The sequence below is a fragment of the Bradyrhizobium sp. WSM4872 genome (genome assembly GCF_055811715.1).
The window spans coordinates 12,309-37,499 of sequence record NZ_JBVVPT010000041.1 but is presented as its reverse complement, the minus strand read 5'-3'; the positions used below and the strand labels follow the sequence as shown (position 1 = coordinate 37,499).

Genomic DNA, 25,191 nt, shown 5'->3' with positions numbered 1-25,191 from the left:
GTGAAGAAGAAGGAACAAAGACCATGCTGAAGCGCAAGATTGTCCTGGGTTTCGCCGCGGCACTCACCGCCAGCGCGGCGCTGGCCACGGTGGCGCAGGCGCGTGACCTCACCGTCGTGTCGTGGGGCGGGGCCTATCAGGATGCCCAGAAGAAGGTCTATTTCGAGCCGTTCAAGAAAGCGGCCGGCGTTGCGATGAACGACGAGTCCTGGGACGGCGGAGTCGGCGTGCTGCGCGCCAAGGTGCAGGGTGGCGCCGCCACCTGGGACGTCGTCCAGGTCGAGAGCGACGAACTGGCGGTCGGCTGCGAAGAAGGCCTGTTCGAGAAGCTGGATTATTCGAAGATCGGCGGCGAGGCCGCCTATATCCCACCGTCGGTCAACGCTTGCGGCGTTGGCGCCATCCTCTACGATTTCGTTCTCGGCTACGACAAGGACAAGCTCAAGGAGGCCCCGAAGGGCTGGGCCGACTTCTTCGACACCAAAAAGATCCCGGGCAAGCGTGCCTTGCGTCAGGGACCGAAGACCACGCTCGAGATCGCCCTCATGGCCGACGGCGTCGCGCCAAAGGACGTCTACAAGGTGCTGGCGACCGACGAAGGCGTCGAGCGCGCGTTCAAGAAGCTGGACACCATCAAGGGCGACATCGTCTGGTGGAAGGCCGGCGCTCAGCCGCCGCAATTGCTCGCCTCGGGCGAGGTGGCGATGACCTCGGTCTACAATGGCCGCATCGACACCGCGAACAAGAACGAGAAGAAGAATTTCGGCATGGTGTGGGACGGAGCCCTCTTCACCCTCGACACCTGGGTGATCCTGAAAGGTAGCCCGAACAAGGACGCGGCCTACAAGTTCCTGGACTTCGCGGGCAAGGCGGAGAACCAATCGAAACTGTCGGAGAACATTGCTTATGGCACCTCGAACAAGGACGCAGCCGCCCTGCTCGCGCCTGCCGTTCTGAAGGACCTGCCGACAGCGCCCGACAACATCAAGAATGCGGTCGAGATCAACGTTGCCTTCTGGCTCGAGAACATCGACCGCCTGACCGAGCGCTTCAACAAATGGGCCGCGAAGTAGCGCGCTCCGCAGGGCTCGACCGAAGGTAACACCAATGACGGATGCGCTCTTGATCGGCGCCGATGCGTCGACCGAGGTGCCGCTCAAGCGCCGATTGCGGCGGGCGGAGCGAGCACGCCAGGTCAAAGCATTGGCGCTGGTTCTGCCGCTTCTCGTCTTCCTGCTCTTCACCTTCGCTGGGCCCATCGCCGGCATGCTGTGGCGCGCCGTCGATGACCGGGAGGTGCGTCTGGTTCTGCCTCAGACCATCGCGGCTCTCGCCAGTTGGGACGGCAGGAATCTGCCGGACGAAAAGGCCTACGCGGCGCTGGCGGGCGACATCCTGGCCGCGCGCGCTTCCGGAACGATCGCGATCGCGGCCAAGCGGCTCAACTACGCCCAGAACGGCTTTCGCACGATCCTGACCAGCACCGCACGCAATCTGAAGACCGTGCCCGAGCCCGGCACGGCGAAGGAGACGCTGGGCAAGATCAACCCGGCCTGGCGCGAGCGCGCCACCTGGACCACGATCAAGGACGCCAGCGGTCCCATAACCGGCTTCTATCTTTTGTCGGCGCTCGATCTGACGCGGAACGCAGACGGCGCGATTATCGCAGCCCCGCCGGATCAGGCCATCTACCGCGACGTTTTCGCCCGCACCTTCATCATCAGCTTCAGCGTCACGGTACTCTGCCTGATCCTCGGCTTCCCGGTCGCTTACTTGCTGGCCGCGCTGCCGCCCGGCCGGTCGAACCTGCTGATGATCTTCGTCCTGCTGCCGTTCTGGACATCGCTGCTGGTCCGCACCTGCGCCTGGATCGTTCTGTTGCAGAGCAAAGGCGTCGTGAACGACAGCCTGCTCTGGCTTGGCATCATCGATGCGCCGTTGCGCCTGATCTACAATCGCTTCGGTGTCTGCGTGGCCATGACCCACGTTCTCCTGCCGTTCATGATCCTGCCGCTGTACAGCAGCATGAAGGCGATCTCACCGGCTTACATGCGTGCCGCCGCCTCGCTCGGTGCGCCACCCCTCACCGCCTTCCTGCGGATCTACCTGCCTCAGACGCTGCCCGGCATCGGCGCGGGAAGCCTGCTCGTCTTCATCCTGGCGCTCGGCTATTACATCACGCCAGCACTCGTCGGCGGCGCCGCCGACCAGATGATCAGCTACTTCATCGCGCTCTACACGACCGAGACCGCCAATTGGGGCCTTGCGTCGGCACTGGGTGCGGTGCTGCTGCTCGCCACTGTTCTGCTCGCGCTCGTTTACGGAAAGCTGGTGCAGGGACAGCAGGTGACGGGAGGGATGAAGAATTGAGCGACAATTCCTCCATCCGCACGCCGAGCCAGCGCATCGCGTGGACCGCGACCATCGTGATCTCCACGCTGGTGTTCATCTTCCTGATCGCGCCGATCCTCGCGATCATGCCGCTGTCCTTCAGCTCGGGCTCGTACCTCACCTATCCGCTGCCGGGCCTCTCGCTCCGCTGGTACGACGACTTCGTCAATTCGCCGCGCTGGATGAATTCGCTGAAGAACAGCATGATCATCGGTGTGGCATCGACCCTGCTGTCGATGATGCTTGGCACGCTGGCGGCGCTGGGGCTGGCGCAGTGGAAGAGCCGGTTCAAGCCGCTCGTGCTGGCCTTCGTGCTGTCGCCGGTTGTCGTGCCCGGGGTCATCACCGCAGTCGGTCTGTATTTCTTCTTCGCGCCGATCGGGCTGACCGGCAGTTATCTCGGCTTGATTCTGGCCCACACCGCGCTGGCGACGCCCTTCGTGGTGATCACGGTCGGTGCAACGCTGCAGAGCTTCGACACCAATCTGGCCCGCGCCGCCGCCTCGCTCGGTGCTTCGCCGCTTGAGGCGTTCCGCCGCGTGATCCTGCCGCTGATCCTGCCCGGCGTGGCGTCGGGGGCCCTGTTCGCCTTCGCGACGAGCTTCGATGAGGTGGTGATCGTGCTGTTCATGGCAGGTCCGGAGCAGCGCACCCTGCCGCGCGAGATGTTCAGCGGCATCCGCGAGAACATCAGCCCGACCATCACGGCAGCGGCGGTGATCCTGACGACGGTCTCGGTCATCCTGCTCGCCACACTGGAAGGCCTGCGCCGGCGCAATGAACGGCTCAAGGGCGGCAGCGCGTGAACGGTCTTATCGTCATTCCGGGGCGCGCGAAGCGCGAGCCCGGAATCTATCGTGCCGCAGCGAGGGTGGCTGAATGGATTCCGGGTTCGCGCCCAAAGGGGCGCGCCCCGGAATGATGGAAACACCCCTGCTTATTTCTCAACCCTCCTCGCGCATTCCGGGCTTTGCTCCCGCGACCGATTGTCGTTAGAACGGTCCCCGCAACAAAACCCCAAACAACAATGCTGAGGGAGAAAAACAAATGCAAAAACTCATCGCCGCGATCGCGGCCGGCCTCGCTCTCGCCGCCACGTCAGGCGCCGCGCAGGCGCAGATTTCCGACGATGTCGTCAGGATCGGCGTGCTCACGGACATGTCGAGCCTCTATGCGGATGCGACCGGCAAGGGCTCGCTCGCCGCCGTCGAGATGGCGGTCGCCGATTACGGCGCCAAGGTCGCGGGAAAGCCCGTGCAGGTGGTCTCCGCCGATCACCAGAACAAGCCCGACGTCGGCGTCAACATCGCCCGCAACTGGTACGACAACGACAAGGTCGACGCGATCTTCGACGTGCCGACCTCGTCGGTGGCGCTGCCGATCTCGGCGCTGACGCGCGAGAAGAACAAGATCCACATCAATTCCGGCGGCGGCTCATCCGATATCACGGGCGTCGCCTGCTCGCCCAACACGGTGCACTGGACCTACGACACCTATGCGCTGTCGAACGTCGCCGGCAAGGCGATGGTCAAGCGCGGCGAGGACACCTGGTTCTTCGTCACCGCCGACTACGCCTTCGGCATGGCGCTGCAGCGCGACGCCGCCAACGTGGTCAAGGAGAGCGGCGGCAAGGTGCTCGGCGAGGTCCGGCATCCGCTCAACTCGTCGGACTTCTCCTCCTTCCTGCTCCAGGCCCAGGCCTCCAAAGCCAAGGTGGTCGCGCTGGCCAATGCCGGCGGCGACACTACCAATGCGCTGAAACAGGCGGCCGAGTTCGGCCTGACGCAGGGCGGCCAGAAGATGATCGCCTTGCTCATGGAGATCACCGACGTTCATTCGCTCGGCATCAAGTCGACGCAAGGCCTGATCATCACCGATGCGTTCTACTGGGACACCAACGAGGAGACGCGCGCCTTCTCCAAGCGCTTCAACGAGAAGGTCGGCCACATGCCGACCATGATCCAGGCGGGGCTCTATTCGGCGACCATGCACTATCTGAAGGCGATCGACGCCATCAAGACCGACGAGGCACCGAAAGTGATGGAGCAGATGCGCAAGACGCCGGTCAACGACTTCTTCGCCAAGAACGGCAAGATCCGCATCGACGGCCGCATGGTCCACGACATGTATCTGTTCGAGGTCAAGAAGCCCGAGGAATCCAAGGGCGAGTGGGACCTCTACAAGCTGATCGCCACCGTGCCCGGCGACGAGGCCTTCCGCCCGCTCGACAAGGGCGGCTGCCCGCTGGTGAAGGGGAACTAGGGATACTCTCGATCGTTGCGAGCGACTTGTCCGGCGTGCTCGAAGAGCGAAGCCGGAAGCGAAGCAATCCAGAAGTGCATCCGCGGTGGCAGCCTGGATTGCTTCGTCGCAAGAGCTCCTCGCAATGACGGAGGCGAAAAAAGACACGACAGCGCGCCCGGCAAAAGCGGGCGCGCTTCGTTTAGCAGTTCAGAGCCGCGTTACTCCGAGTACTTGAACTCCGGCATGTTCTTCAGCTCGTCCTTGCTGGCATTGAACACGGCGTGGTCCGGATACCATTTCGACGAGGACGTGGCCGTCGTCGCAGGCTTGTTGTCGGTGCCGGTCGCGGCACCCGTCGTGGTGGTCGCCGCCGGCCGGTTGGCTGCGCTGTTCGGGTTGTTTCCGGCAGTACCGGTGTAGGCCACCGCCTCGTTGACGAACTTCAGCTTCTCATAGGGCACCGCGACCAGATGCTCGCCCAGGCCGAGGAAGCCGCCGACGCCGATCACGGCGATCTTGATGTTGCCGCTCTTGTCCATCAACAGATCGTTGATCGAGCCGATGTTCTCGTTGGCGTCGTTATAGACCTTGATGCCGTCCATCTTGGACGTACGCCACTGTCCCGATGCGGTCGTGGTGGTCGTCGAGGCGGCGGCAGCCGGCGCCTTGTCGGTGGTGGCGGTCGGATTTTGCGCGAACGCAACGGTTGCGAGCAGTGCGGTACCGGCGAGACCGGCCGCGATCGATTTCATCAACATATTGTCCTCTCCTTCAGCAGAAAACTCGTGCGGAGAAAACAGCTCGGATCAGTCCCAGTTCCGCGCGTGCTGCAATTTCGTCGCGTGCTGCGCGAGCATCGGAGCCGTGTGCGATTGTTCCTAAGTCACTCAGGAACATTTTGCAGCGCACTGTTCCTCGCCGACGATCGTGCGTCCTGGGTGAAGCACGACCGCAGCGAGGAACGCGCTGATCTCCGTCGCGCAGGTCAGCTCTTGTAATCGATCAGAAGCGCGGCGAAGTCCGAGCCGCCGGATGAGCTGCCGTTGGCGCCGTAAGACGACGATGACGATTGCGACTGCTGCAGTGCCTGGAGAAACTGCTTGAGTATTTCGGCCGTGGTGGAGACGGTCGACGTGCTGCTGGTCGCGTCCGTCGACGACGAATCCGATGAGCTGTCGTCCGGCGGCGGGCCTGGCGGGGGACCGCCCGCACCACCGGGGCCGCCGGCGCCATTGGCGAAGGCGGACTGGAATACGTTCTTCAGCTCGTCGGCCTGGTCTGACGTCAGCGTCCCGTTCGACACCTCGTTGGTGATGAGATCGTCGATCTTCGACTTGATGTCGTCCTTGGAAGGACGCGCGCCGCTCGACTGATCGCTCGACCGGCCCCGCTGAAGCGCCGTGTCGATGTCGGTCAGCGCCGTCGAAAGCGCCGACTGGTCCGACGACGAGACCGTGCCGGCGGACACGTCCGATTGCAATTCCTGCTGCAGCCGCTGCAACGGCGACTGGTGGTGACCGGCGGAGGCCGCCGAAATCGAGGTCATGATGGCTCCGTGAGTTCTGCGGGGGTTTCGTAGCCGACCACGCCACGGTATGGTTAGCGCGCTTAACGAGACCTTGCCGCTTCCCTGCCCGGTGATGTCCTGCTGTTGCGGCATGGGCCATGGAAACAATCTGAAACAAATCTCCTCGCCATTTGGCCCGAATCTTGGACAAACAAAGCGCATGGCCCTTCCCAATCCCAACATCCTTGTCGTCGAAGACGACCGTGAAACCCGGACGTTGATTGCGAAATACCTGCGCAACAACGCCTGCAACGTCACCGCCGTGAGCGACGGCCGCGAGATGTCGCGCGCGATGGCCGATCATCGCGTCGACCTCATCATCCTCGACGTCATGCTGCCGGGCGAGGACGGCCTCAGCCTGTGCCGCAAGCTGCGCGCGGAAGGACAGACGCCGATCATCATGCTGACCGCACGCGGCGAGGACGTCGACCGCATCGTCGGTCTGGAGATGGGCGCGGACGACTATCTGCCGAAACCGTTCAACCCGCGCGAGCTGCTCGCCCGCATCAACGCGGTGCTGCGCCGCCAGGCGGCCGCGCAGGCGGCAAGCTCGATCGAAGGCGCGAGCACGCTCGCCTTCGAGGGCTGGCGCATCGATCTGCGCCTGCGCGAGCTGCGCAATCCCGAGGGCGCGCGCGTCGCGGTGACCAGCGCCGAGTTCGATTTGCTGCGGACGTTCTGCGAGCGTCCCGGCCGCGTGCTGTCGCGCGACAGCCTGCTCGACCTCACCCAAGGGCGCAGCACCGGCTCGTTCGAGCGTTCGATCGACGTGCTGGTCAGCCGCATCCGCCGCAAGATCGAGCCCAATCCGGGCGATCCGACCATGATCAAGACGGTGCGCTCCGGCGGCTATCTGTTCACGCCGAGAACCGAAGTGGTGAGAACGGAAGCGGCAAACACGGAAACGACAAGCGCGGAAGCGGTCGCGGCAGTCTTGAGCATCTGACATGCGGCTTTTGGGATTTTTCCATCTCAGGAGCATCAGCGGCCAGATCGCTGCGCTCGTCGTGGTGTCGATCGTCGCGCTTCATCTGGTCATCACGGCGGGTTTTCTGATCACGCGGCCGGATCGCGCGGCGGCGCCGCCCGACAGCGAGCATGAGCTCGCCAATGCCGCGCTGCTGCTGTCCGCGGCCGACGCGAGCGAGCGGCCGCGCCTGCTCGCCGACATCGCGCGCGCCTTTCCGGATCTGCGGCTCGAAGCGATCGCGCCCGGCTCCGTGACGGCCATCGCCGACGGCCCCCATATGCACGGGATGCGCCGCCATCTCGGTGAGGGCTACAAGGTCGTCACGCTGCCGCCGAACGGCGGTTCGTCGCGGATCGGCATTCAGCTGCCCGACGGCACGACAGTCGCGGGCCATGTTGAACGGGGGCGGCCGGGCTGGTTCTGGGGCAATCCCTGGATATCGACGCTGCTATCTGCCGTGATCAGCGTGACGTTGCTCGGCGTATGGGCTGCGCACGCGCTCGCCGCGCCGCTGTCTTCGTTTGCAAAGGCGGCCGAGAATTTCAGCCTGGACGGGACGGCCGATCCACTTCCCGAGCGCGGCCCGGAAGAGATCCGCTCGGTAGCGCGCGCGCTCAACCGCATGCACGAGCGGATCGCGCGGCTGATGTCGGACCGCACGCGGATGCTTGCCGCGATCAGCCACGATCTGCGCACGCCGATCACGCGGCTGCGCCTGCGCGCCGAGTTCGTCGAGGACGAAGGCAACCGCAAGCGCATGCTGATCGATCTCGACCAGATGCGCGCGATGCTGGAATCCGTTTTGTCGCTGTTGCGCAACGACCGCCAGATCGAGGCGGTGACGCTGGTCGACATCGCGAGCACGCTGCAGCTCATCGCCGACCAGTTCGGCGACATGGGCCACGTCGTGCGCTATGATGGCCCGCTATCTGCGACCGCCGCGGCGCGGCCCGACGATCTGCATCGCGGCGTCACCAACCTCGTCGAGAACGCGGTGCGCTTCGGTGCCGAGGTGACGATCCGGCTCGACATCTCAGGCACCAGGCTCGTCATCGACGTCGAGGACGATGGTCCCGGCATTTCGGATGCCCGTAAGCAGGAGATGCTGGAGCCGTTCGTCCGCGGCGACGATGCGCGCACCATGGACGAGTCCACCGGCTTCGGCCTCGGTCTGTCGATCGCGCGCGCGATCGCCCTCGCCCATGGCGGCGAGCTGTCGCTGCACGACCGGGAGCCGCATGGGCTGATCGTGCGGATGCAATTGCCGATCTGGCAGCAGCCGCGGCTTGCGGCTTAACTTCAGGCCGCGAGGGGCGGATGCGCGATGGGCATATCGTCGAAGATCGCCACCGCCTCGAAGCGATAATTGCAGGCGTGGCACGTCCAGAGATAGGAGACGCGCCCTTCGCCCGGCTCGATCCAGTCGGGCGTAGGGATCAGCGTGCCGCATTGGGCACAGGGGTTGTTTCTGGGCAAATCGTGTTCTGACATGTCGCCGCTGTGGGCTTTGACCATGGTTGATTTTGTCATGGCACCTCTCCCGATTCGCTGGCCGTGACATACTCGCTTTCGTGCGCCGGTGCGAATAGACAGGCCTGCTGTCGCGAGTTGTCCGCCTGAAGGAACTCTGGCGCCAGCATTGAGTCGTCACTGCGGCTCCGCCGCGAAAAAATTAACGGCGGCGTTTGGTCACATCATTGCCGCGTTCGGGAGGCCTAAACGGCAGCCGGGCGCTGGCCTTCACTCGGTCTCAGGGACCTCCGGGATATCTGATGAAAATTTTACATGTCGCCGCGCTGCTCGCGGCCGGACTGACGTTGCCGCAGGCCGCATTCGCAGGCCAAGCGGAGTACGCCGACATGGTCGCCGCCCATGCCCGCGCCAACGGTGTGCCGGAGGCGCTGGTGCATCGCGTCATCATGCGCGAAAGCCGCTATCAGCCCGGCCTGGTCGGCCATGGCGGCACCATCGGGCTGATGCAGATCAAGCTCGCGACCGCCCGCGGGGTCGGCTACACCGGCGACGCCGCCGGCCTGCGCGATCCCAACACCAACCTCACCTATGCCGTGAAATATCTCGCCGGCGCCTATCGCGCCGCCAATGGCGATCACACCCGGGCCGTTCGTTATTTCGCCGGCGGCTATTACTACGCCGCAAAGCGGCAGCGGCAGGAGGCCGTGCAGGTCGCCAATATGGGCGAGGCCAATGTGGGCGCCCCCTGGCTCGAGCCGAACGGCAATCCGCAGCCGATGTTCGGCACCGCCCCGCACCGCAAGCTCGCCCAGCGCGTCCGCAACGCCCGGGCACAGGCGCCCAAGTAAACGCCCAGGTAAGCGCGGTTCCCGCCAAGCGCGTTGACCACCCAGCCCTGCTGGCATACATTAGAGCCGTTCCGAGGGGTGCTCCGAGGAGGAGCTGAGATACCGCTAAATGGGCAAATCCGCCCAGGACCGCGGTGACCCTTTGAACCTGATCCGGGTCATGCCGGCGAAGGGACAGGGATGTTGCAGACGACCAAGCGATCGGATTCCCCGGTATCCATCATCGGCGCAGGCATTGCTGGCGCCTGGCAGGCCTTGCTGTTCGCGCAGGCCGGCCACGCCGTCACCCTGCACGAGCGCGGTGACGCCGACATGACCGATGCCACCAGCCATTGGGCCGGCGGCATGCTCGCGCCCTATTGCGAGGCGGAAGTTTCCGAACCGATCATCTCCAGGCTCGGCCTGCGCTCGCTCGACATCTGGCGGCGCGAGCTGCCCGACACGCCCTTCAACGGCTCGCTGGTCGTCGCCCATCCGCGCGAGCGCAACGATTTCGAGCGCTTTGCCCGGATGACCGAAGGCCATCGCCGGCTCGATGCCGCCTGCCTTGCCGAGCTCGAGCCGTCGCTCGAAGGCCGCTTCCGCGATGCGCTGTTCTTCCCGACCGAGGGCCATGTCGAGCCGCGCCGCGTGCTGCCGAAACTGCACGAGCGCATCCGCGCCGCGGGCGGCACCATCAAATTCGACAGCGACGTCGCCGCGGCCGAACTCGCAAAACGTAATCCCAAAGGCATCGTGATCGACTGCCGCGGCCTTGCTGCGCGCGACGAGCAGCCGGAGCTTCGCGGCGTCAAAGGCGAGATGATCCTGATCGAGACCGCCGAGGTGCAGCTCGCGCGCCCGGTGCGGCTGATCCATCCGCGCTGGCCGCTCTATGTGATCCCGCGCGAGGACAATCTGTTCATGCTGGGCGCGACCTCGATCGAGGCCGAGGACACCGGCGTCAGCGTGCGCTCGGCGCTGGAGCTGTTGGGCGCGGCCTATGCCGTCCATCCCGCCTTCGGCGAGGCCCGCATCGTCGAATTCGGCTCCGGCCTGCGCCCTGCTTTTCCCGATAATCTGCCGCGCATCGGCATCCGCGGCAACACGATCAGCGTGAACGGCCTCTACCGCCACGGCTTCCTGATCGCGCCGGCCCTGGCCGAGCTGACGCTCGGCTTTGTCGAGCGCGGCCAGATCGACAATGAGGTGATGCAATGCGCGTGATCGTGAACGGCGAGCAGCGCGAGGTAAGCTCGGCCAGCGTGGACGCGCTGCTCGCCGAGCTCGATTACGAGGGCACCCATTTCGCCATCGCGCTCAACTACGACGTCGTGCCGAAAAGCCGCTGGGCCGAAACCGCGCTGAAGGCCGGCGACGAAATCGAGATCATCACACCGCGGCAGGGAGGGTGATGGGGATGGCTCTCCATTTATCGCCTTGGCGCGCGCCACACACTCCGCTGTCATCGCCCGGCTCGACCGGGCGATCCAGTACGCCGCGGCGCCTCCGTATCATCGCACGGCCTCTGGAATACTGGATCCCCGCCTTCGCGGGGATGACAGCGTCATTTGAGGAGACACCTCGCCCATGGTGACCTTCTACGGCAAATCCTTCCCCTCCCGCCTGCTGATCGGCAGCGCGCTCTATCCCTCGCCTGCGATCATGCAGGCGGCGATCCGCGCCTCGGGCTCGAACATCGTCACGGTGTCGCTGCGACGAGAATCCGCCGGCGGCAAGACCGGGGACGCGTTCTGGAATCTGATCCGCGAGCTCGACGTCACCGTGCTGCCGAACACCGCCGGCTGCCGCAGCGTGCGCGAGGCGGTGACGACGGCCAAGCTCGCACGCGAATTGTTCGGCACGAGCTGGATCAAGCTCGAAGTCATCGCCGACAACGACACGCTGCAGCCCGATGTGGTGGGTCTCGTGGAAGCAGCAAGCCTCCTGATCAAGGACGGCTTTGAAGTGTTCCCCTATTGCACCGAGGATCTCTCGGTCGCCAACCGCCTGGTCGATGCCGGCTGCAAGGTGGTGATGCCGTGGGCGGCGCCCATCGGCAGCGCAAAAGGCATCACCAACCGCGACGCGCTCAAGCTGATGCGCGAGCGGCTGCCCGATATCACGCTGGTGGTCGACGCCGGCATCGGTGCGCCGTCGCACGCGACGCAGGCGCTCGAGCTCGGCTACGACGCCGTGCTGCTCAACACGGCCATCGCAAAAGCCGCCGATCCCGTCGCCATGGCCAACGCCTTCCGCCTCGGGATCGAGGCCGGCCGCACCGCTTACGAAGCCGGGCTGATGAACGCCCGCGACTTCGCCTCCCCTTCCACCCCTGTCGTTGGGACACCTTTTTGGCATGCCGTATCCTGATCGCTTTTATCCCGTCGTCGACAGCCTCAGTTGGGTCGAGCGCCTGACCAGGCTCGGCGTCGGCACCATTCAGCTGCGCGCAAAAGATCTCGACGATTCGCAATCGCTGCAGATGGTCACCGATGCGCTGGCGATCACCGCGGGCACGCCGGCCAAGCTGGTCGTCAACGACTATTGGCGCGCGGCGATCGTCGCCGGCGCGAAATACCTGCATCTTGGCCAGGAGGACTTGGCCGACGCGGACCTCGCGGCCATCCGCGAGGCCGGCTTGTCACTCGGCGTCTCCACCCATGACGATGCGGAGCTGGACATCGCGCTCGCCGCCGAGCCCGATTACGTCGCGCTGGGTCCGATCTTCTTCACCACGCTCAAATCGATGCGCTTCGAGCCGCAGGGCATTCCGAAGATCACGGAATGGAAGAAGCGCATCGGCCCCATCCCGCTGGTCGCGATCGGCGGCATCAAGTTCGAGCACGCGGCGGAGATTTTTGCGGCAGGCGCGGATTCCATCGCCGTCGTCAGCGACGTCACCCAGAACGCCGACCCGGATGCGCGGGTGCGGCAATGGCTCGGCCTATCCGCGGAGGCGGCGTGATGCGCCTCGCCCTCTCTTTAATCCGTCACCCCCGCGCAACGGCGAAGCCGTTGTCGCTGGAGGTCGCCGCTTCTTCAGCGGCCCTCGCAGGGCGACGGCCCGGCTCCATCCTTCGAGGCTCGCAAGTGCTCGCACCTCAGGATGACGAACAGCACGCGACGACGCAAAACCATATTCAACGGAGGATCCCATGAACATCCGCTCCAACCCCGACAAGACCGTCCCCGCCGTCACCACCGGCCCGCTGCCCTCGTCGCGAAAGATCTTTGCCTCGCCCGACGCCGCGCCTGATCTGCGCGTGCCGTTGCGCGAGATCATCCTGTCCGAAGGCGCCGGCGAGCCGAACCTGCCGGTGTACGACACCTCCGGCCCCTACACCGACCCGAGCGTGACCATCGACGTCAACGCCGGTCTGGCGCGCGGCCGCAAGGCCTGGGTGCTGGAGCGCGGCGGCGTCGAGGAATATCAGGGCCGCCAGATCAAGCCGGAGGACAATGGCAGCGTCTCCACCGACAAGGCCGCGCGCGCCTTCTCGGCCTATCACCAGCCGCTGCGCGGCCTCGACGGCCACAAGATCACCCAGCTCGAATTCGCCCGCGCCGGCATCATCACCAAGGAGATGATCTACGTCGCGGCGCGCGAAAATCTCGGCCGCAAAGAGCAGCTCGAGCGCGCGGAAGCAGCCCTTGCCGACGGCGAAAGCTTCGGCGCGGAAGTCCCCGCCTTCATCACCCCGGAGTTCGTCCGCTCCGAGATCGCGCGCGGCCGCGCCATCATCCCCTGCAACATCAATCACAGCGAACTCGAGCCGATGATCATCGGCCGCAACTTCCTGACCAAGATCAACGCCAATATCGGCAACTCGGCGGTGACGTCCTCGGTCGAGGAAGAGGTCGAGAAGATGGTGTGGGCGATCCGCTGGGGCGCCGATACCGTGATGGACCTGTCGACGGGCCGCAACATCCACACCACCCGCGAATGGATTTTGCGCAACGCGCCGGTGCCGATCGGCACCGTTCCGATTTATCAGGCGCTGGAGAAGTGCGACGGCGACCCGGTCAAGCTGACCTGGGAGCTCTACAAGGACACGCTGATCGAGCAGTGCGAGCAGGGCGTCGATTATTTCACCATCCACGCCGGCGTGCGCCTGCAATACATCCACCTCACCGCCAACCGCGTCACCGGCATCGTCAGCCGCGGCGGCTCGATCATGGCGAAGTGGTGCCTGGCGCATCACAAGGAAAGCTTCCTCTACACCCATTTCGACGAGATCTGCGACCTCATGCGCAAGTATGACGTCTCGTTCTCGCTCGGCGACGGCCTGCGTCCGGGCTCGATCGCCGACGCCAACGATCGCGCGCAGTTCGCCGAGCTGGAGACGCTCGGAGAGCTCACCAAGATCGCGTGGGACAAGGGCTGCCAGGTCATGATCGAAGGCCCCGGCCACGTGCCGATGCACAAGATCAAGATCAACATGGACAAGCAACTCAGGGAGTGCGGCGAAGCGCCGTTCTACACCCTCGGGCCCCTGACCACCGACATCGCGCCGGGCTACGACCACATCACCTCAGGCATCGGCGCGGCCATGATCGGCTGGTTCGGCTGCGCCATGCTCTGCTACGTCACGCCGAAGGAGCATCTTGGGCTACCCGATCGCAACGACGTCAAGGTCGGCGTCATCACCTACAAGATCGCCGCCCACGCCTCCGATCTCGCCAAGGGTCACCCGGCCGCCCAGCTGCGCGACGACGCGCTGTCCCGTGCGAGGTTCGACTTCCGCTGGAGCGACCAGTTCAACCTCGGCCTCGACCCCGACACGGCGAAAAACTTCCACGACGAGACCCTGCCGAAGGAAGCCCACAAGGTCGCGCATTTCTGCTCGATGTGCGGCCCGAAATTCTGCTCGATGAAGATCACGCAGGACGTCCGCGACTACGCGGCGACGTTGAACGACCCGAACGGCGTGGGCATGTCGATGAGCGGAACCGCCGAGGACGGCATGGCCAAGATGAGCGCGAAGTTCAAGGAGATGGGCTCAAGCGTTTATCTGGATGCGGAGAAGGTGAAGGAGAGTAATCGGGTGTTGTGAGGGGGATTCGTCTTGCCCTACTGTTACAAAACAGTTAGGATCTTTGGGTGAACGCTTAAGTGCGTCGAGGAAATCAAGGCGGTCCAACCTGGCGTTTAGGCATTGAAAGATGCCGAGTCAGCGAGTGACCGCCTTAACCTTTTTTGGAATCGGGATTCCAAAAGAGATACTTACCTTTGTCGCTCACAAAGCTCAGGTAAACTCGAAAGACCCTATATTTTAGGTCATTTCGCGTCTTAGTGGACAGCTTAACTGGGTAGGAAGGTCGTCGGTTAGTGACGGTATGCTTGGGATCGAGCGTATCAATCATTGCATGAACGACCACTCCATACTGCAAGAGTTGCTGCCGGGTAGCCGTCTTTGCGGTCTTGTCGAAAACTGCGGCCAACGGCACAATCCACCTTCGAGCGCTCTCGTCGCCTTCTACCAATTTTACGAATTCGATATATCCAATATTTCGGAGGTATTCGGGAGACGGCTTTATCAAGAGTTCAGCGATTGCGCGCTGGGAAATTCGATCAACGATCCGAATCTTCCTTGACTCGAGGCAAGCGAAGAAGCTCTGAAGCTTCGCACCGCGGACGTCTTCCGAGATTGAAACGGACAGCCCTTCCTGCCGAAGAATTTCGATCCGAGCCCAAAAACGGCTGAACAGATAGAGCAAGCTTCCGAAGTCATTATCGGTCAAGGGGTTCAGAGAACAAGCACCTCGTCGCAACGAACTGAAGTCGGACGTCGCAAGCGAGTGAACTTTTCCGACCAGCTCATCTGCGGCCTTGAGCAGAGGATCCAAATGGTCGTCGACAAATTTTCCGGCTGACTGAGATTTGTCGTAGCGTCGACGGAACTCCTGGTAGATAATATCGATTACCTTAACTGTCACGCCTCCGCCAAGCGCCACACCGAATAGCTGAAGCCAACTAAAATCTATAGAGTCGGGCATTGGGCCAATCTTCCCATACACGGCGGGCGAAGCGAGAATACCGCGCGTCCGTCAGGCTCCGCTGCGCTTAACCGTCGGCCAGCGGATCAAAATCGCGTATCTCAACATTGTATAAGCGGAATCTTTCTAGGATTTCTTGCGTTGTGGTTTGAAACCAAGTCTCAGCATGCCACAAATGACGATTCGTGTACTTTTCTCCCATTCCGGCCAGTAAGACCAATTCAAACCGATGTATTTGCCCCTGCTTGAACCCGTAGACGAGCTGACTGAGCGCATCATCATCATAGCCCCGCGTACAATCTTCAACCTGCCTCAGAGTGCGAAATCCGCACCTTCGTAGAGTTCGGGCTAAATAGTCGTATGAGAGCCACGTAATTCTCCGATCGCCACCCAGTTTTTTGGTGAGAAACGCCTTAAGCGCGTCTGGCGTGATTTCAATTTCATCAATCTCGCCTTCTTTAATCATCTGCCTCGCAAGCTGGCGAAGCGTATCATCCTCATCCTGAATCGCTTGGAATTCGCGATCGGCGACTTCCAACATACCAGCGAGCGCGTTGAAGCGCCTGCCAATTTGGTGAGGGATCACTGACGCCGACTTATATTGAATGTCGTGCTCTATTTCTGCCCAAGCATGCTGCAAAATCGTCCTAACCTGAATCTCGAAGACGGCTCCTTCGAATTTTGCGTACTCCGCGAGTGAAGCTCGATTTGCCGCAAGAACTACTAGAAAGTGTATGCTTTTGTATCCAAATCGATCTTCGTCGAGGAGTTTCTCGCCTTTGTCCGACCTTTCCAGAATTTGGAATTCCTCTGAGATGATCTTGTCGACCTGAACAAGCGTATCGGGGAAAAACGTTATAATTCGAATTCCAGAAAGATCGGTGATTTGCTCCAAAGGGCTTCGATATTTTGGCTCTCGAGGGTTCAAGTCATTCGGCTTCACCACTTTTTCGGCGAAACTTTCGATGCCCTTTGCTCTCCAATCTATAGAGCTCACTTTGATATTTTTTCGATCGATGGCTTCTTTGATAATGTTCTTCGCAACCAAACAAAGCTGCTCGTAGTAAGGACGCTTGAGCAGATAGGCACTTACGGCCTTATCTCTATGGGAGTCGAAATCGAAATTGCCGTCTGCTGTATCTTGTTCCGTGCAGTCGCACGAAATCCACTGGCCCGCGCACTTGGGGCATCTCTCGATATCGCAACCTTCGACATGAAACTGGCCCTTTATTATCCCGCAATCGCCACAACATCCCCGATCGGCCCCCCAGTCACCGAGCTCATCGCCGTAAGGAATTCGAGGATAGACTCGGCCACCAATTTCAACCGCAGTGATCTCTTGCGCCGCCTTGAGATGGTCTGGCCAAACCGTCAGTTCACTCGGTGACTTTTCACTGCCCTCACTCATCTTCGAACCCGCTATCGCGAAAATGCAAGTACTGAGAGTAATTCTATCGACTCCAATCGAACGGTTGCAAGGAACTTCTTGTTCTCGCAGGCTTCTCCAACAGCGAACGATAGACCGATTTTGCGGCGCTCATCTTATGGACCTATAATTTGGCTACTGTCCCTCTCCACCGCCTCCCCGACCAGCTCCGCCCCAACCTCCGCCTCGTCTTCGTCGGCACGGCCGCCAGCACACGCTCGGCCGAGCTCGGGCACTACTACGCCCATCCCGGCAACCGCTTCTGGCGCGCGATCCATGAGGCCGGGATCACGCCGCGGCGGTATCAGCCGGGCGAGTTCTCGAGCTTGCTTGATCTCGGGATCGGCTTCACCGATCTCTGCAAGTCGGGCGCCGGGATGGATCACCAGATTGCGCCTGAGACGATCGACGTGCCGGGGTTCAGGGCCAAGATCGAGAAATTTCGCCCAAGGACGATTGCGTTCACGAGCAAGAAGGCTGCGAGCTTGTTTTACGGCAGGCCGTCGGCCGCGATTGCGTTGGGGCGGCAGCCGCGGGAGGAGAGATTGCCCGAAATATTCGTGCTGCCCTCGCCGTCCGGCGCTGCGTCCGGGCATTGGACGCTGGGGCCGTGGCGGGAGTTGGCGAAGTGGATCGCAGGTGGATAGCGGATCGTCGCTCCAGCCTCAGCGTCGTCCCGGCGAAGGCCGGGACCCAGAATCACAGGCAAGGGTTTGGTGAAGACTCGTCGTTCGGTACTTCTACTGGCCGCAACCGAGAGATTCCGCGGTATGGGTCCCGGCCTTCGCCGGGACGACACCGTTACCGTAGATGGGTCTCGCGACCCGTCTAGGCCCTAAAGATCGAAATTGGTCGGCAGCATCACCACGTCGCGAATGGTCATGCCGCGCGGCCGCGTCAGCATGAACATCACGACCTCAGCCACGTCGCTGGCCTCCAGCAGGCTGCCGGAGTCCCTGGCTTCCTTCAGCTTCTCCGGCGGCCAGTCCGCGAGCAGCGCGCTGACGACGGGGCCTGGCGAGATCGAGCCGACGCGGATGCCGTGCTTGAAGACCTGGCGCCGCACCGTCTGGACGAAGCAGTTGACCGCCCATTTGGACGACGCATAAACCGGCTCCCATGGCGTGGGAAAATGCGCCGCCAGCGAGCTCGTGACGATGATGTCGCCGGTTCCGCGCGCGATCATGTGCGGCAGCACGTCGTGCACGTTTTTCATCACGACGTTGACATTCAGGTTCAGCATCCGGTCGATCGCCATGGTGTCGGCATCGACCAGATCGCCACCAACATACGTCCCCGCATTCGCATGCAGGATGTCGAGCTGACCGGCCTGCTCCAGAACGCGCGGCAGCAGCGTTGCGCAATCCTTTGGATTCAGCAGGTCGACCAGCAGCGGCAGCACGGCGTCGCCGTGCTTGTCGCAGAGCGCCTTCAGCGCGGCCTCGTCGCGGTCGACCATCACCACGCGCGCGCCCGCGGCCAACATCGCCTCGGTGCTGGCCAATCCGATGCCCGACGCGGCCCCGGTCACGGCCGCAACCTTGCCTTCCAATTCTCTCGCCATGGGATCCCATCCTGCTGACGTCACCAGGATGCAGAGTGTAGCGATTTCAGGCGGCGTTGTCGGGGACAAACCAGCGCCGCGGGATCACAGCAAGCGGCTTCTCAATCAAACCGGTACGCCACCCCGAACGTCGCCAGATGCGTTCGCATCGCGACGTCGTAGGTGCTGGCGGACGGATTGCGGCTGGCGTCGGTGGCGGATCTCGCGACAGTAAAGGACGAACTGCCGTAGTCGGCATAGCGGTATTCGGCGCGCGCCAGCCAGTGGCCGAAGAGCGCGGTTTCGATGCCGCCGCCGGCCGTCCACCCTGCTTTTGTGGTCGCCCCCGAGATGATCGCCGGCGTCAACCCGAAAAGGCCGCAGACGACGCTGACGCAGGTCGAGGTCAGCTCATAGTGCTGCCAGGCCACGCCGCCGGTCGCGTAGAGCAGCGTCCGCGGTGTCACGAGATAGCCGAGCCGGCCCCGCAGGCTGGCGTCCCATTTGGTGCGAATCGCCAGGCTCTCGCCGCGAGACTGGGAGTCGGCGAGCGATATGGTGGTGAAGCCTTCGCGCGTGGTGGTGCTGTCGGCAAAGCCAAAATCGCCTTCGAAGCCCGCGGTCCATTGCGGGGCGAACTGCCAGAGATAGCCGGCATAGGGGTTGACGCGGAACCCGGTGTTGTCCATCGGGCGAATGGTGGCGCGACGCGTCAGATCCTCGCGGAAGCCGGCACGCGATTCGGACGTCGTGATGAGATCGGTGCGCGTGGCGCGCGCACCTTGACCCAAGCCCACATACGCGCCGGTCCAGGACGGCAGGATCGCGGCCTGCGCAGCCAGCGGATGCGAATGGCCGCCGATGACGGGCTCGCCGAACTTCCAGGCGAGGCCGACGCTTGCGGTGTGCGTCCGCAAGCTCGCGTCGAAATTGTCGACCGTGAGCGCCGGGCCTGCAGTCGCCGTGCGCGTGAAATTGAACGGCGCCGCGCCGAAATCCGCGTAGCGATATTCGGCGCGCACGAGCCAGTTGCCCCACAGCGCGGTCTCGATGCCGGCACCTAAAGTCCAGCCGGTCCTGGTCGTGGAATTCGAGATCAAATTGGGTGCCAGGCCGTTGCTGGCACAGCTGGCGCTGACGCAGATCAAGGTGACGTCATAGTGCTGCCAGGCGAGGCCGCCGGTGGCATAGACCAGCGTCGCCGGCGTCAGCAGATAACCGGCGCGGCCGCGTAGGCTCGCGTCCCAACCGGCTTTGACTGAAACGCTGTCGATCCCAAAGGTGGACGAGCCGGCCCAGGGCGAGGCGCGAAACCCGGGAAGTGCCGTGGTCTTGTCCCCGAAGCCGACATCGCCTTCGACGCCGACGACCCAGCTGGGTGCCACCTGCCAGTTGAAGCCGGCATAGGGATTGACGCGAAAGCCGGCACCGTCGAACGGCTGGGTCAGCACAGCGCCGGTCAAGTCACGGGGAACGCCGTCTTGCAGCACTGATGTGGTGGTGAGATCCGCGCTGGTCGATCGAAAGCCGAGGCCCAGCCCGGCGTAGAAGCCGGTCCAGGACGAGGCCGCGAGCGGCGGCGCCTTCGTGTACGGTTTTGGCGCGATGTCGGCGGCCTTCGCCGGTGCTACGAGAGCCAATCCGGCCAAAAGTGCCGTGCCACACCGCAGGGCGGCAATCATTCGGCGGGTCGATGAACGTCGCATGTCGGCCTTGGCTCGCTGCAGGAATGTCGAGCGATTCCATACTGCGAACGGGCGGCGCCTATCGTCCTCCGATCGAAGGAGGCGGCGCACCAGGCGCGAGACTGTTGCAAGGGCGTCACTGCGGCGATACGACTTCAGCGCGAGGAGCGTCCGATGCTGACCCTCTACTCCTATCCAGAGCTGTTCGGCGCCGCCGACAACAACGGCTACGGCCTCAAGGTCTATGCCTTCCTGAAACTCGCTTGCGTACCGTTCGTGCATGAGCATTTGTTCGATGCCTCCGCCGCGCCGCGCGGGCAGCTGCCCTATATCGTGGATGACGGCGAGACGATCGGCGACAGCGAGACCATCATCGCGCACGCGACCGCGAAATACCGCCTGACGATCGACGCGACGCTTTCACCGGAGCAGCGCCGCACCAATCACTTCGTCACGCGCATGCTCGACGACCTCTACTGGGTGATGTCGTATTCACGCTGGAAGGACGAGCGTTATTATCCCGCGTTTCGCGACGCCTTCATCGCGCAGCACAATCAGATCGATGCGGCAGGGTTCGAGAAGGCGAAGGCGTATAATGCGCAGCGCTATCATTTCCAGGGCATCGGCCGCTACACGCCGGAGCAGGCCTATGCGCGGGGGCTGGCCGATCTGCAGGTGCTGGCGGAGATCGTGCCGGCGAACGGCTTCGTGCACGGCGCGGCGCCAACAAGCGTCGATGCCGGCATCTACGGCTTCATCGCCAACATCTATTACTTTCCGATCCCGACACCGCTGAAGGCCTTCGTCGATGCGCACGCGAATCTCGTCGCGCATTGCGAGCGGGTACATGCGATGGTGAGCGCGTAGTCCGCAGGTCTCGCAGGGTGGGCAAAGCGAAGCGTGCCCACCAACTTTTCATATTCCGCTGACACCATGTGGGCACGGCGCTTGCGCGCCTTTGCCCACCGTACGGCACCAAGTGCTACGGCATCGCCCCTATCGCATCGTGATCGCAAGGCCGCTGAGATCCGCATTCGCCATCAGGCCGACCTGCGTGCCGGACAGCTCGAGCACGGCGCCCTTCTGGTTGGTCAGCACGATCGCACGCGCGCCGCGGCCCACTGCAATGCCCGCACCGGCGGCGCCGTAGACGCCGGCGATGTCGGAGGGCCGGTTGATATTGGAGACGCGGCCGCGCAGCACGGTCTTGGAGCCGCCGAAGACGAGGCCGTAATCGAGACCGCCGGTCGAGAGCGAATAGGCCCGACCGCGGAAGTTCAGCACGCCGGAGCCGCCGGACCCGCCGATGATCCAGCCCGCCTTGTAGATCGTCAGCACCACGGTGCCGCCGTCGGCCAACGCCGAGGTCGAGAGGCCGGCAAGCGCGGCAATGCCGACCAGCGCGGCGCGAAGGGTGGATCCGAACTTCATGGGGGTCTCCGGGGGCTATTCTTCAAGGAGGGAAACGAATCAGACGCAGCGAATGTATCCGATGCATCGCGGCGGCAACATGATGGGGGTATAGAGCGCGAGGTGCGGCAGCGCATTCAACTGTCATCGTCCGGCTTGACCGGACGATCCAGTATTCCAGAGACCGCGGTGGGATACGGCGACGCCGCGGCGTACTGGATGCCCCGGTCAAGCCGGGGCATGACGGCGGAGTTTGGCGCGACAAGACGCTCACCCGCCATCATGCCATTCTGCTCCTGTTTTGCCCGACGGCGCAACGATTATTTTGCTTTTCCCGAAATCAAAAAGAAACATCAATGATTCCCGCCGGATGCCTACTGTGCATGGGGTTGTTTTCGCGTTTTTTGTTGGAGGCGCCCCAACCTGCCGCTACGCTTGCGCGTCCAGCCGTCCATCCGAGGTGATCCCATGCCGATCCAGCATTTCGCGCCCCCGCCGCACGTCAAAGCGCCGCCGCTGTCCTTTGCGACGCGCGCCGGCGATCTCCTGTTCGTCTCCGGCATTCCCGGCTTCGACGCGAGCGGCGCGCTGCCCGATGGCTTCGACGCGCAGTTCGCCAACGTCGTCGTCAACATCAAGCGCGTGCTGGCGGAGGCCGGCGCCGAGATCCGCGATCTCGTCAAGCTCAATGTGCTGCTGACCCGCGCCTCCGACGTCGCCGCCATGAACGCGCTCTACGCCGGCGCTTTCGGCCCGCCGCCTTACCCCGCCCGCACCACCTGCGTGGTCCACGCACTGCCCGATCCGAAGATGCTGATCGAGATCGAGGCGGTGGCGTCGCTGGCCAAGGGCTAGACGAGTGATCGTCAAGCGACAGTCAAGGGATAAGGGTCGTTCGAACAGCCGACGAACGGCTGACATATCCGTGAACGGTCGCCGCCCCGCTTGCCAGCCGCACCATTTTGCCGCACCAGTTTTGCCTCACGTTCCCATCAGGAGATATTTCATGCGTCGCGTTCTCGCCCTTTGTGCCGTTGCCGGCATCGCCACCTCCGTGTTCGCCGTGCCGGCGTCCGCGGCGGTCGGCTATTACGTGATCCGCTGGGACAACACCGGCATCTGCCAGGTCTGGAACGAAGACCTCAAGTACAAGCCGTTCCAGTGGGGCGTGTCGACCTACAAGGTCGTCAGCAAGCCGCTCCCGACCTTCACCGCCGCCTCGGAGCTCCAGATCAAGCTGCGCGGGGAGCGCCGCTGCACGCTCTAGGCGTGAGGCGACAGATCGGATTTCAAAGGGCGGGTCGCGCAAGCGGTCCGCCCTTTTCTTTTGGACGGGCCACTGGTTTTCGGCCGACATCGCGCATTTTCCGCGCACCCGCTTTGAACCTGGCCGGTTGGCGGACCTACTCACATCTTTCCGGGGCGCACCCCCAAGCGTCCCGCGCCAACCACCATCCTTGCCCGCTTGTTTTTGCCCGCTTGTTTTTCACCTCGCGGCTTTGGAGCCAATCGATGCGCGCGCCGACGACAGCAATGATTTTCGCCGCATCGCTCCTGCTCGCCGCAACGGCGTACGCGCAGGCCCCGCAATCCTTTCGCGTGATCTCGCCGGTCTTCGGCCAGCTTGTCAGCTTCGCGATGCCTTCGAATTTTTCCGCGGTGTTCGAGAACACCAAGGGCGGCCACTACATCCGCGAGGCCGTGCTGAAGGGCGAGACGCCTGAACGCTGGAGCGAGATGATCACCGTGACCGGCGAGAAGGGCATGACGCTCACTCCAGGTTCATCGCCGGAGAAGTTCGCGGGCTCGATCGCAGGCGGTTTCAAATCCGCCTGTCCCGACAGCTTCGCGGCAAGGCCGCTCGGCGCCAGCACATTCGGCCGCTTCGAAGGTTTCGTCGCCGTGATCGGCTGCGGCCGCATCGACAGCGGCCCGACGCGGCACAGCGAGACCGCACTCCTGGTCACGCTGAAGGGCACGAGCGACTATTACACGATCCAATGGGCCGAGCGCGGCCCCGAAACCGACGAGCCGCCGGTGAACGACGACCGCTGGCAGGCGCGTTTGCGCGCGCTCAGCCCGATCGAGCTCTGTCCGATCGTAGCAGGCGAAGCCGCGCCCTATCCGAGCTGCGTGAACAAGAGCTGAGCTCTCACGCGTCCTTGTAGGCGCGGGGATGGATCAGGATGTCGCGCGCTGCGGCAAGGTCGATAAATGCTTGCGCGCTGCCGCCCTGGTCGGGGTGCATGCCCTTGGCGGCGCGGCGATAGGCCTGGTTGATGTCCTCGCAGGTGAGCTGCACCCCGAGCGGCAGGCCGAGCACCTTGCGGGCGCGGTCCTCGCTGGACAATTTTTTCGGCGCAGCATTGCGGCGGCCGAAGCGCGGCGCGGTCAGGTCGTGAACGACATCGAGCACCACGCCGAGACGGCGGCGGGCCGCCAGCGTGACGCTGTGATCGTCATTGTCCACGGCCTGGCGCAGCACTGGAAGCGCCTGCTCGGCAGCCTGACGCAGCATGGTATCGGTGCTCATCCGCGAGATCTCGGCCACGAGACGGCCCGCCTCGGCCCAATCGGCGCCGTCCGCCGACCGCAGGCGTTCGAGTGCGAGTTTCCAGGATTCAAGCCGTTCCATCATGCGCGCAACGTTTAGCAATCAACACCAGTATGCCAAGGCCGCCGTTTCCGACCCCTTAATTTCGAGTTAGCCTTTCATGAAACTTCGAGAAGAAATCGGGAGGAAATTGTCATGGCGTTGCTCGCGAACCACATCGCAATCGTCACGGGCGCCGGTTCGGGCATCGGCCGGGCCATCGCTTCCGGCTATGCCCGCGAGGGCGCGCAGGTGGTGCTGCTCGACGTCAATGCCGACACGGTCGCGGAAGCCGCCGAGGAGATCCGCAAGTCCGGCGGCAAGGCCGAGAGCTTTGCGCTGGATGTGACCAAGCGTGACGACTGCTTTGCGCTCGCCAAGCAGGTCGCCGACAAGGTCGGGCAGGTCTCGATCCTCGTCAACAATGCCGGCATCACCCGCCGCAACGCCTTCACCGCGGAGCCGGAGACGGTGGCGAAGGACTGGAACGATATCATCTCGCTCAACCTCAACGGCGTCTTCAACATGACGCAGGCATTCCTCAGCCCCTTGCGCGCCGCGAAGGGCCGCATCGTCAATATCGGCTCGATCCAGTCCTTCGTGCATCTGCGCACGCCGAGTTCGGCGGCCTACACCACCTCGAAACACGGCGTGCTCGGCTTTACGAAGGCGCTCGCGGTGGAGCTCGGCAAGGAGGGCGTGCGCGTCAATGCGATCGGGCCGGGCTTCATCGAGACCAACATCAACGCCAATGTGCGCGCGACCAATCCGGCGCTGGTACAGGCCTTCGTCGATCACACCCCGCTGGCGCGCACCGGCAAGCCCGAGGACATCGTGGGTCCGGCGATCTTCCTTGCGTCGGACATGTCGGCTTACGTCACGGGAACGATCGTGATGGTGGACGGCGGATACCGGACGGTGTGAGGGGGATGATGCCCGCTTGGTAATGCGGAGTATGCTCGCGGGAACATGCAATCCGTGCCAATCGCGGCGGTGCGGCGGCATTCCCAAGGTCAATTCGTGCGATCGCCCGCGGTTAACCTTTCGTTAACCAAACCCGCC

27 protein-coding genes and 1 riboswitch are annotated in these 25,191 nt (G+C 63.4%); of the genes, 18 read left to right on the top strand and 9 right to left on the bottom strand.

Going from position 1 to position 25,191, the window contains the following annotated elements; all coding sequences use genetic code 11:
- Nucleotides 1-23 precede the first annotated feature (23 nt).
- From AC0L3C_RS33460 to AC0L3C_RS33445, 4 genes are all read left to right on the top strand, one after another.
- Nucleotides 24-1,073: an ABC transporter substrate-binding protein gene (locus tag AC0L3C_RS33460; RefSeq protein WP_473410111.1), complete on the top strand. Its 1,050-nt coding sequence runs from the start codon at nucleotides 24-26 to the stop codon at nucleotides 1,071-1,073.
- A 34-nt stretch (nucleotides 1,074-1,107) separates the two neighbouring features.
- Nucleotides 1,108-2,370, top strand: coding sequence for an ABC transporter permease (locus AC0L3C_RS33455; protein WP_473262969.1), 1,263 nt, complete (start codon nucleotides 1,108-1,110; stop codon nucleotides 2,368-2,370).
- Nucleotides 2,367-3,197 (top strand): ABC transporter permease, encoded by an 831-nt coding sequence (locus tag AC0L3C_RS33450; RefSeq protein WP_473279269.1) that lies wholly within the window; start codon nucleotides 2,367-2,369, stop codon nucleotides 3,195-3,197. Before AC0L3C_RS33455 ends, AC0L3C_RS33450 begins: the two co-directional genes overlap by 4 nt.
- A 241-nt stretch (nucleotides 3,198-3,438) precedes the next feature.
- Nucleotides 3,439-4,653 (top strand): ABC transporter substrate-binding protein, encoded by a 1,215-nt coding sequence (locus AC0L3C_RS33445; protein WP_473410110.1) that lies wholly within the window; start codon nucleotides 3,439-3,441, stop codon nucleotides 4,651-4,653.
- Between the two features lie 200 nt (nucleotides 4,654-4,853).
- Here AC0L3C_RS33445 and AC0L3C_RS33440 read toward each other — a convergent pair whose 3' ends face one another.
- Both AC0L3C_RS33440 and AC0L3C_RS33435 read right to left on the bottom strand, forming a co-directional pair.
- Nucleotides 4,854-5,393, bottom strand: a complete 540-nt coding sequence (locus tag AC0L3C_RS33440) for a PRC-barrel domain-containing protein (RefSeq protein ID WP_473262973.1) — start codon at nucleotides 5,391-5,393, stop codon at nucleotides 4,854-4,856.
- Nucleotides 5,394-5,620: 227 nt separating this feature from the next.
- Nucleotides 5,621-6,181 (bottom strand): hypothetical protein, encoded by a 561-nt coding sequence (locus AC0L3C_RS33435; protein WP_473262975.1) that lies wholly within the window; start codon nucleotides 6,179-6,181, stop codon nucleotides 5,621-5,623.
- A gap of 181 nt (nucleotides 6,182-6,362) precedes the next feature.
- On the opposite strand from AC0L3C_RS33435, the gene AC0L3C_RS33430 reads away from it, so the two are divergent.
- Both AC0L3C_RS33430 and AC0L3C_RS33425 read left to right on the top strand, forming a co-directional pair.
- The gene (locus tag AC0L3C_RS33430; protein WP_473262976.1) at nucleotides 6,363-7,148 is read left to right on the top strand and encodes a response regulator; all 786 of its coding nucleotides are present in this window, start codon (nucleotides 6,363-6,365) and stop codon (nucleotides 7,146-7,148) included.
- Between the two features lies 1 nt (nucleotide 7,149).
- Nucleotides 7,150-8,469 (top strand): ATP-binding protein, encoded by a 1,320-nt coding sequence (locus AC0L3C_RS33425; RefSeq protein ID WP_473262977.1) that lies wholly within the window; start codon nucleotides 7,150-7,152, stop codon nucleotides 8,467-8,469.
- A gap of 2 nt (nucleotides 8,470-8,471) precedes the next feature.
- Here AC0L3C_RS33425 and AC0L3C_RS33420 read toward each other — a convergent pair whose 3' ends face one another.
- A complete protein-coding gene (locus AC0L3C_RS33420; RefSeq protein ID WP_473262978.1) occupies nucleotides 8,472-8,702 on the bottom strand; it encodes a hypothetical protein in 231 nt (76 codons plus the stop codon).
- A 242-nt stretch (nucleotides 8,703-8,944) separates the two neighbouring features.
- Here AC0L3C_RS33420 and AC0L3C_RS33415 point away from each other — a divergent pair, with 242 nt between their 5' ends.
- The 6 genes from AC0L3C_RS33415 to thiC all read left to right on the top strand — a co-directional run bounded on the left by AC0L3C_RS33415 (nucleotide 8,945) and on the right by thiC (nucleotide 14,529).
- Nucleotides 8,945-9,493 (top strand): transglycosylase SLT domain-containing protein, encoded by a 549-nt coding sequence (locus AC0L3C_RS33415; protein ID WP_473262979.1) that lies wholly within the window; start codon nucleotides 8,945-8,947, stop codon nucleotides 9,491-9,493.
- Nucleotides 9,494-9,557: 64 nt separating this feature from the next.
- Nucleotides 9,558-9,686: riboswitch (TPP riboswitch) on the top strand.
- Nucleotides 9,674-10,699, top strand: a complete 1,026-nt coding sequence (locus tag AC0L3C_RS33410) for an FAD-dependent oxidoreductase (RefSeq protein WP_473410109.1) — start codon at nucleotides 9,674-9,676, stop codon at nucleotides 10,697-10,699. (Overlaps the previous riboswitch by 13 nt.)
- Nucleotides 10,690-10,887: a sulfur carrier protein ThiS gene (gene thiS, locus AC0L3C_RS33405; protein ID WP_473410108.1), complete on the top strand. Its 198-nt coding sequence runs from the start codon at nucleotides 10,690-10,692 to the stop codon at nucleotides 10,885-10,887. The genes AC0L3C_RS33410 and thiS overlap by 10 nt, the downstream gene beginning before the upstream one ends.
- Nucleotides 10,888-11,062: 175 nt before the next feature.
- Nucleotides 11,063-11,845, top strand: a complete 783-nt coding sequence (locus AC0L3C_RS33400) for a thiazole synthase (protein ID WP_473410107.1) — start codon at nucleotides 11,063-11,065, stop codon at nucleotides 11,843-11,845.
- Complete coding sequence (locus AC0L3C_RS33395) at nucleotides 11,832-12,440, top strand: thiamine phosphate synthase (RefSeq protein ID WP_473410106.1); 609 nt, start codon at nucleotides 11,832-11,834, stop codon at nucleotides 12,438-12,440. Before AC0L3C_RS33400 ends, AC0L3C_RS33395 begins: the two co-directional genes overlap by 14 nt.
- A gap of 190 nt (nucleotides 12,441-12,630) precedes the next feature.
- Complete coding sequence (gene thiC / locus AC0L3C_RS33390; protein ID WP_473410105.1) at nucleotides 12,631-14,529, top strand: phosphomethylpyrimidine synthase ThiC; 1,899 nt, start codon at nucleotides 12,631-12,633, stop codon at nucleotides 14,527-14,529.
- A gap of 133 nt (nucleotides 14,530-14,662) precedes the next feature.
- On the opposite strand, the gene AC0L3C_RS33385 is transcribed toward thiC, so the two are convergent.
- Together AC0L3C_RS33385 and AC0L3C_RS33380 are read right to left on the bottom strand one after the other, a co-directional pair.
- On the bottom strand, nucleotides 14,663-15,472 hold the full coding sequence (locus AC0L3C_RS33385) for a hypothetical protein (RefSeq protein ID WP_473410104.1): 810 nt from the start codon (nucleotides 15,470-15,472) through the stop codon (nucleotides 14,663-14,665).
- 67 nt (nucleotides 15,473-15,539) lie between these two features.
- Nucleotides 15,540-16,880, bottom strand: a complete 1,341-nt coding sequence (locus AC0L3C_RS33380; RefSeq protein WP_473410103.1) for a GTP pyrophosphokinase — start codon at nucleotides 16,878-16,880, stop codon at nucleotides 15,540-15,542.
- Between the two features lie 149 nt (nucleotides 16,881-17,029).
- Between AC0L3C_RS33380 and AC0L3C_RS33375 the strand changes: the two genes are divergently transcribed.
- Nucleotides 17,030-17,545, top strand: coding sequence for a mismatch-specific DNA-glycosylase (locus AC0L3C_RS33375; protein ID WP_473410102.1), 516 nt, complete (start codon nucleotides 17,030-17,032; stop codon nucleotides 17,543-17,545).
- 188 nt (nucleotides 17,546-17,733) lie between these two features.
- On the opposite strand, the gene AC0L3C_RS33370 is transcribed toward AC0L3C_RS33375, so the two are convergent.
- Together AC0L3C_RS33370 and AC0L3C_RS33365 are read right to left on the bottom strand one after the other, a co-directional pair.
- Nucleotides 17,734-18,462: an SDR family oxidoreductase gene (locus tag AC0L3C_RS33370; protein ID WP_473410101.1), complete on the bottom strand. Its 729-nt coding sequence runs from the start codon at nucleotides 18,460-18,462 to the stop codon at nucleotides 17,734-17,736.
- Between the two features lie 101 nt (nucleotides 18,463-18,563).
- Entirely contained in the window at nucleotides 18,564-20,081 is a 1,518-nt protein-coding gene (locus tag AC0L3C_RS33365) for an outer membrane protein (protein WP_473410100.1), read from the bottom strand.
- Between the two features lie 219 nt (nucleotides 20,082-20,300).
- Between AC0L3C_RS33365 and AC0L3C_RS33360 the strand changes: the two genes are divergently transcribed.
- Nucleotides 20,301-20,993 carry a glutathione S-transferase family protein gene (locus AC0L3C_RS33360; RefSeq protein ID WP_473410099.1) on the top strand — a complete coding sequence of 231 codons (693 nt, stop codon included), beginning with the start codon at nucleotides 20,301-20,303 and terminating at the stop codon, nucleotides 20,991-20,993.
- A gap of 129 nt (nucleotides 20,994-21,122) precedes the next feature.
- Here the strand turns inward: AC0L3C_RS33360 and AC0L3C_RS33355 are convergent, their stop codons facing one another.
- Entirely contained in the window at nucleotides 21,123-21,557 is a 435-nt protein-coding gene (locus AC0L3C_RS33355; RefSeq protein ID WP_473279284.1) for a hypothetical protein, read from the bottom strand.
- A 447-nt stretch (nucleotides 21,558-22,004) separates the two neighbouring features.
- On the opposite strand from AC0L3C_RS33355, the gene AC0L3C_RS33350 reads away from it, so the two are divergent.
- The 3 genes from AC0L3C_RS33350 (at nucleotide 22,005) to AC0L3C_RS33340 (ending at nucleotide 23,684) form a co-directional block, all read left to right on the top strand.
- Nucleotides 22,005-22,391: a RidA family protein gene (locus AC0L3C_RS33350; protein ID WP_473410098.1), complete on the top strand. Its 387-nt coding sequence runs from the start codon at nucleotides 22,005-22,007 to the stop codon at nucleotides 22,389-22,391.
- 151 nt (nucleotides 22,392-22,542) lie between these two features.
- Nucleotides 22,543-22,803, top strand: a complete 261-nt coding sequence (locus AC0L3C_RS33345) for a hypothetical protein (RefSeq protein ID WP_007600739.1) — start codon at nucleotides 22,543-22,545, stop codon at nucleotides 22,801-22,803.
- Between the two features lie 245 nt (nucleotides 22,804-23,048).
- Entirely contained in the window at nucleotides 23,049-23,684 is a 636-nt protein-coding gene (locus tag AC0L3C_RS33340; protein ID WP_473410097.1) for a hypothetical protein, read from the top strand.
- A gap of 4 nt (nucleotides 23,685-23,688) precedes the next feature.
- Here the strand turns inward: AC0L3C_RS33340 and AC0L3C_RS33335 are convergent, their stop codons facing one another.
- Nucleotides 23,689-24,174, bottom strand: coding sequence for a J domain-containing protein (locus AC0L3C_RS33335; RefSeq protein ID WP_473262993.1), 486 nt, complete (start codon nucleotides 24,172-24,174; stop codon nucleotides 23,689-23,691).
- A gap of 111 nt (nucleotides 24,175-24,285) precedes the next feature.
- Between AC0L3C_RS33335 and AC0L3C_RS33330 the strand changes: the two genes are divergently transcribed.
- Entirely contained in the window at nucleotides 24,286-25,053 is a 768-nt protein-coding gene (locus AC0L3C_RS33330; RefSeq protein WP_473262994.1) for an SDR family NAD(P)-dependent oxidoreductase, read from the top strand.
- Nucleotides 25,054-25,191 lie beyond the last annotated feature (138 nt).

Bases quoted from the DNA above. Each gene is read 5' to 3' on its own strand.
- AC0L3C_RS33460 (WP_473410111.1), top strand. From the start codon at position 24: ATGCTGAAGCGCAAGATTGTCCTGGGTTTCGCCGCGGCACTCACCGCC.
- AC0L3C_RS33455 (WP_473262969.1), top strand. From the start codon at position 1,108: ATGACGGATGCGCTCTTGATCGGCGCCGATGCGTCGACCGAGGTGCCG.
- AC0L3C_RS33445 (WP_473410110.1), top strand. From the start codon at position 3,439: ATGCAAAAACTCATCGCCGCGATCGCGGCCGGCCTCGCTCTCGCCGCC.
- AC0L3C_RS33440 (WP_473262973.1), bottom strand. From the start codon at position 5,393: ATGTTGATGAAATCGATCGCGGCCGGTCTCGCCGGTACCGCACTGCTC.
- AC0L3C_RS33435 (WP_473262975.1), bottom strand. From the start codon at position 6,181: ATGACCTCGATTTCGGCGGCCTCCGCCGGTCACCACCAGTCGCCGTTG.
- AC0L3C_RS33430 (WP_473262976.1), top strand. From the start codon at position 6,363: ATGGCCCTTCCCAATCCCAACATCCTTGTCGTCGAAGACGACCGTGAA.
- AC0L3C_RS33425 (WP_473262977.1), top strand. From the start codon at position 7,150: ATGCGGCTTTTGGGATTTTTCCATCTCAGGAGCATCAGCGGCCAGATC.
- AC0L3C_RS33420 (WP_473262978.1), bottom strand. From the start codon at position 8,702: ATGACAAAATCAACCATGGTCAAAGCCCACAGCGGCGACATGTCAGAA.
- AC0L3C_RS33415 (WP_473262979.1), top strand. From the start codon at position 8,945: ATGAAAATTTTACATGTCGCCGCGCTGCTCGCGGCCGGACTGACGTTG.
- AC0L3C_RS33410 (WP_473410109.1), top strand. From the start codon at position 9,674: ATGTTGCAGACGACCAAGCGATCGGATTCCCCGGTATCCATCATCGGC.
- thiS (WP_473410108.1), top strand. From the start codon at position 10,690: ATGCGCGTGATCGTGAACGGCGAGCAGCGCGAGGTAAGCTCGGCCAGC.
- AC0L3C_RS33400 (WP_473410107.1), top strand. From the start codon at position 11,063: ATGGTGACCTTCTACGGCAAATCCTTCCCCTCCCGCCTGCTGATCGGC.
- AC0L3C_RS33395 (WP_473410106.1), top strand. From the start codon at position 11,832: ATGCCGTATCCTGATCGCTTTTATCCCGTCGTCGACAGCCTCAGTTGG.
- thiC (WP_473410105.1), top strand. From the start codon at position 12,631: ATGAACATCCGCTCCAACCCCGACAAGACCGTCCCCGCCGTCACCACC.
- AC0L3C_RS33385 (WP_473410104.1), bottom strand. From the start codon at position 15,472: ATGCCCGACTCTATAGATTTTAGTTGGCTTCAGCTATTCGGTGTGGCG.
- AC0L3C_RS33380 (WP_473410103.1), bottom strand. From the start codon at position 16,880: ATGAGTGAGGGCAGTGAAAAGTCACCGAGTGAACTGACGGTTTGGCCA.
- AC0L3C_RS33370 (WP_473410101.1), bottom strand. From the start codon at position 18,462: ATGGCGAGAGAATTGGAAGGCAAGGTTGCGGCCGTGACCGGGGCCGCG.
- AC0L3C_RS33360 (WP_473410099.1), top strand. From the start codon at position 20,301: ATGCTGACCCTCTACTCCTATCCAGAGCTGTTCGGCGCCGCCGACAAC.
- AC0L3C_RS33355 (WP_473279284.1), bottom strand. From the start codon at position 21,557: ATGAAGTTCGGATCCACCCTTCGCGCCGCGCTGGTCGGCATTGCCGCG.
- AC0L3C_RS33350 (WP_473410098.1), top strand. From the start codon at position 22,005: ATGCCGATCCAGCATTTCGCGCCCCCGCCGCACGTCAAAGCGCCGCCG.
- AC0L3C_RS33345 (WP_007600739.1), top strand. From the start codon at position 22,543: ATGCGTCGCGTTCTCGCCCTTTGTGCCGTTGCCGGCATCGCCACCTCC.
- AC0L3C_RS33340 (WP_473410097.1), top strand. From the start codon at position 23,049: ATGCGCGCGCCGACGACAGCAATGATTTTCGCCGCATCGCTCCTGCTC.
- AC0L3C_RS33335 (WP_473262993.1), bottom strand. From the start codon at position 24,174: ATGATGGAACGGCTTGAATCCTGGAAACTCGCACTCGAACGCCTGCGG.
- AC0L3C_RS33330 (WP_473262994.1), top strand. From the start codon at position 24,286: ATGGCGTTGCTCGCGAACCACATCGCAATCGTCACGGGCGCCGGTTCG.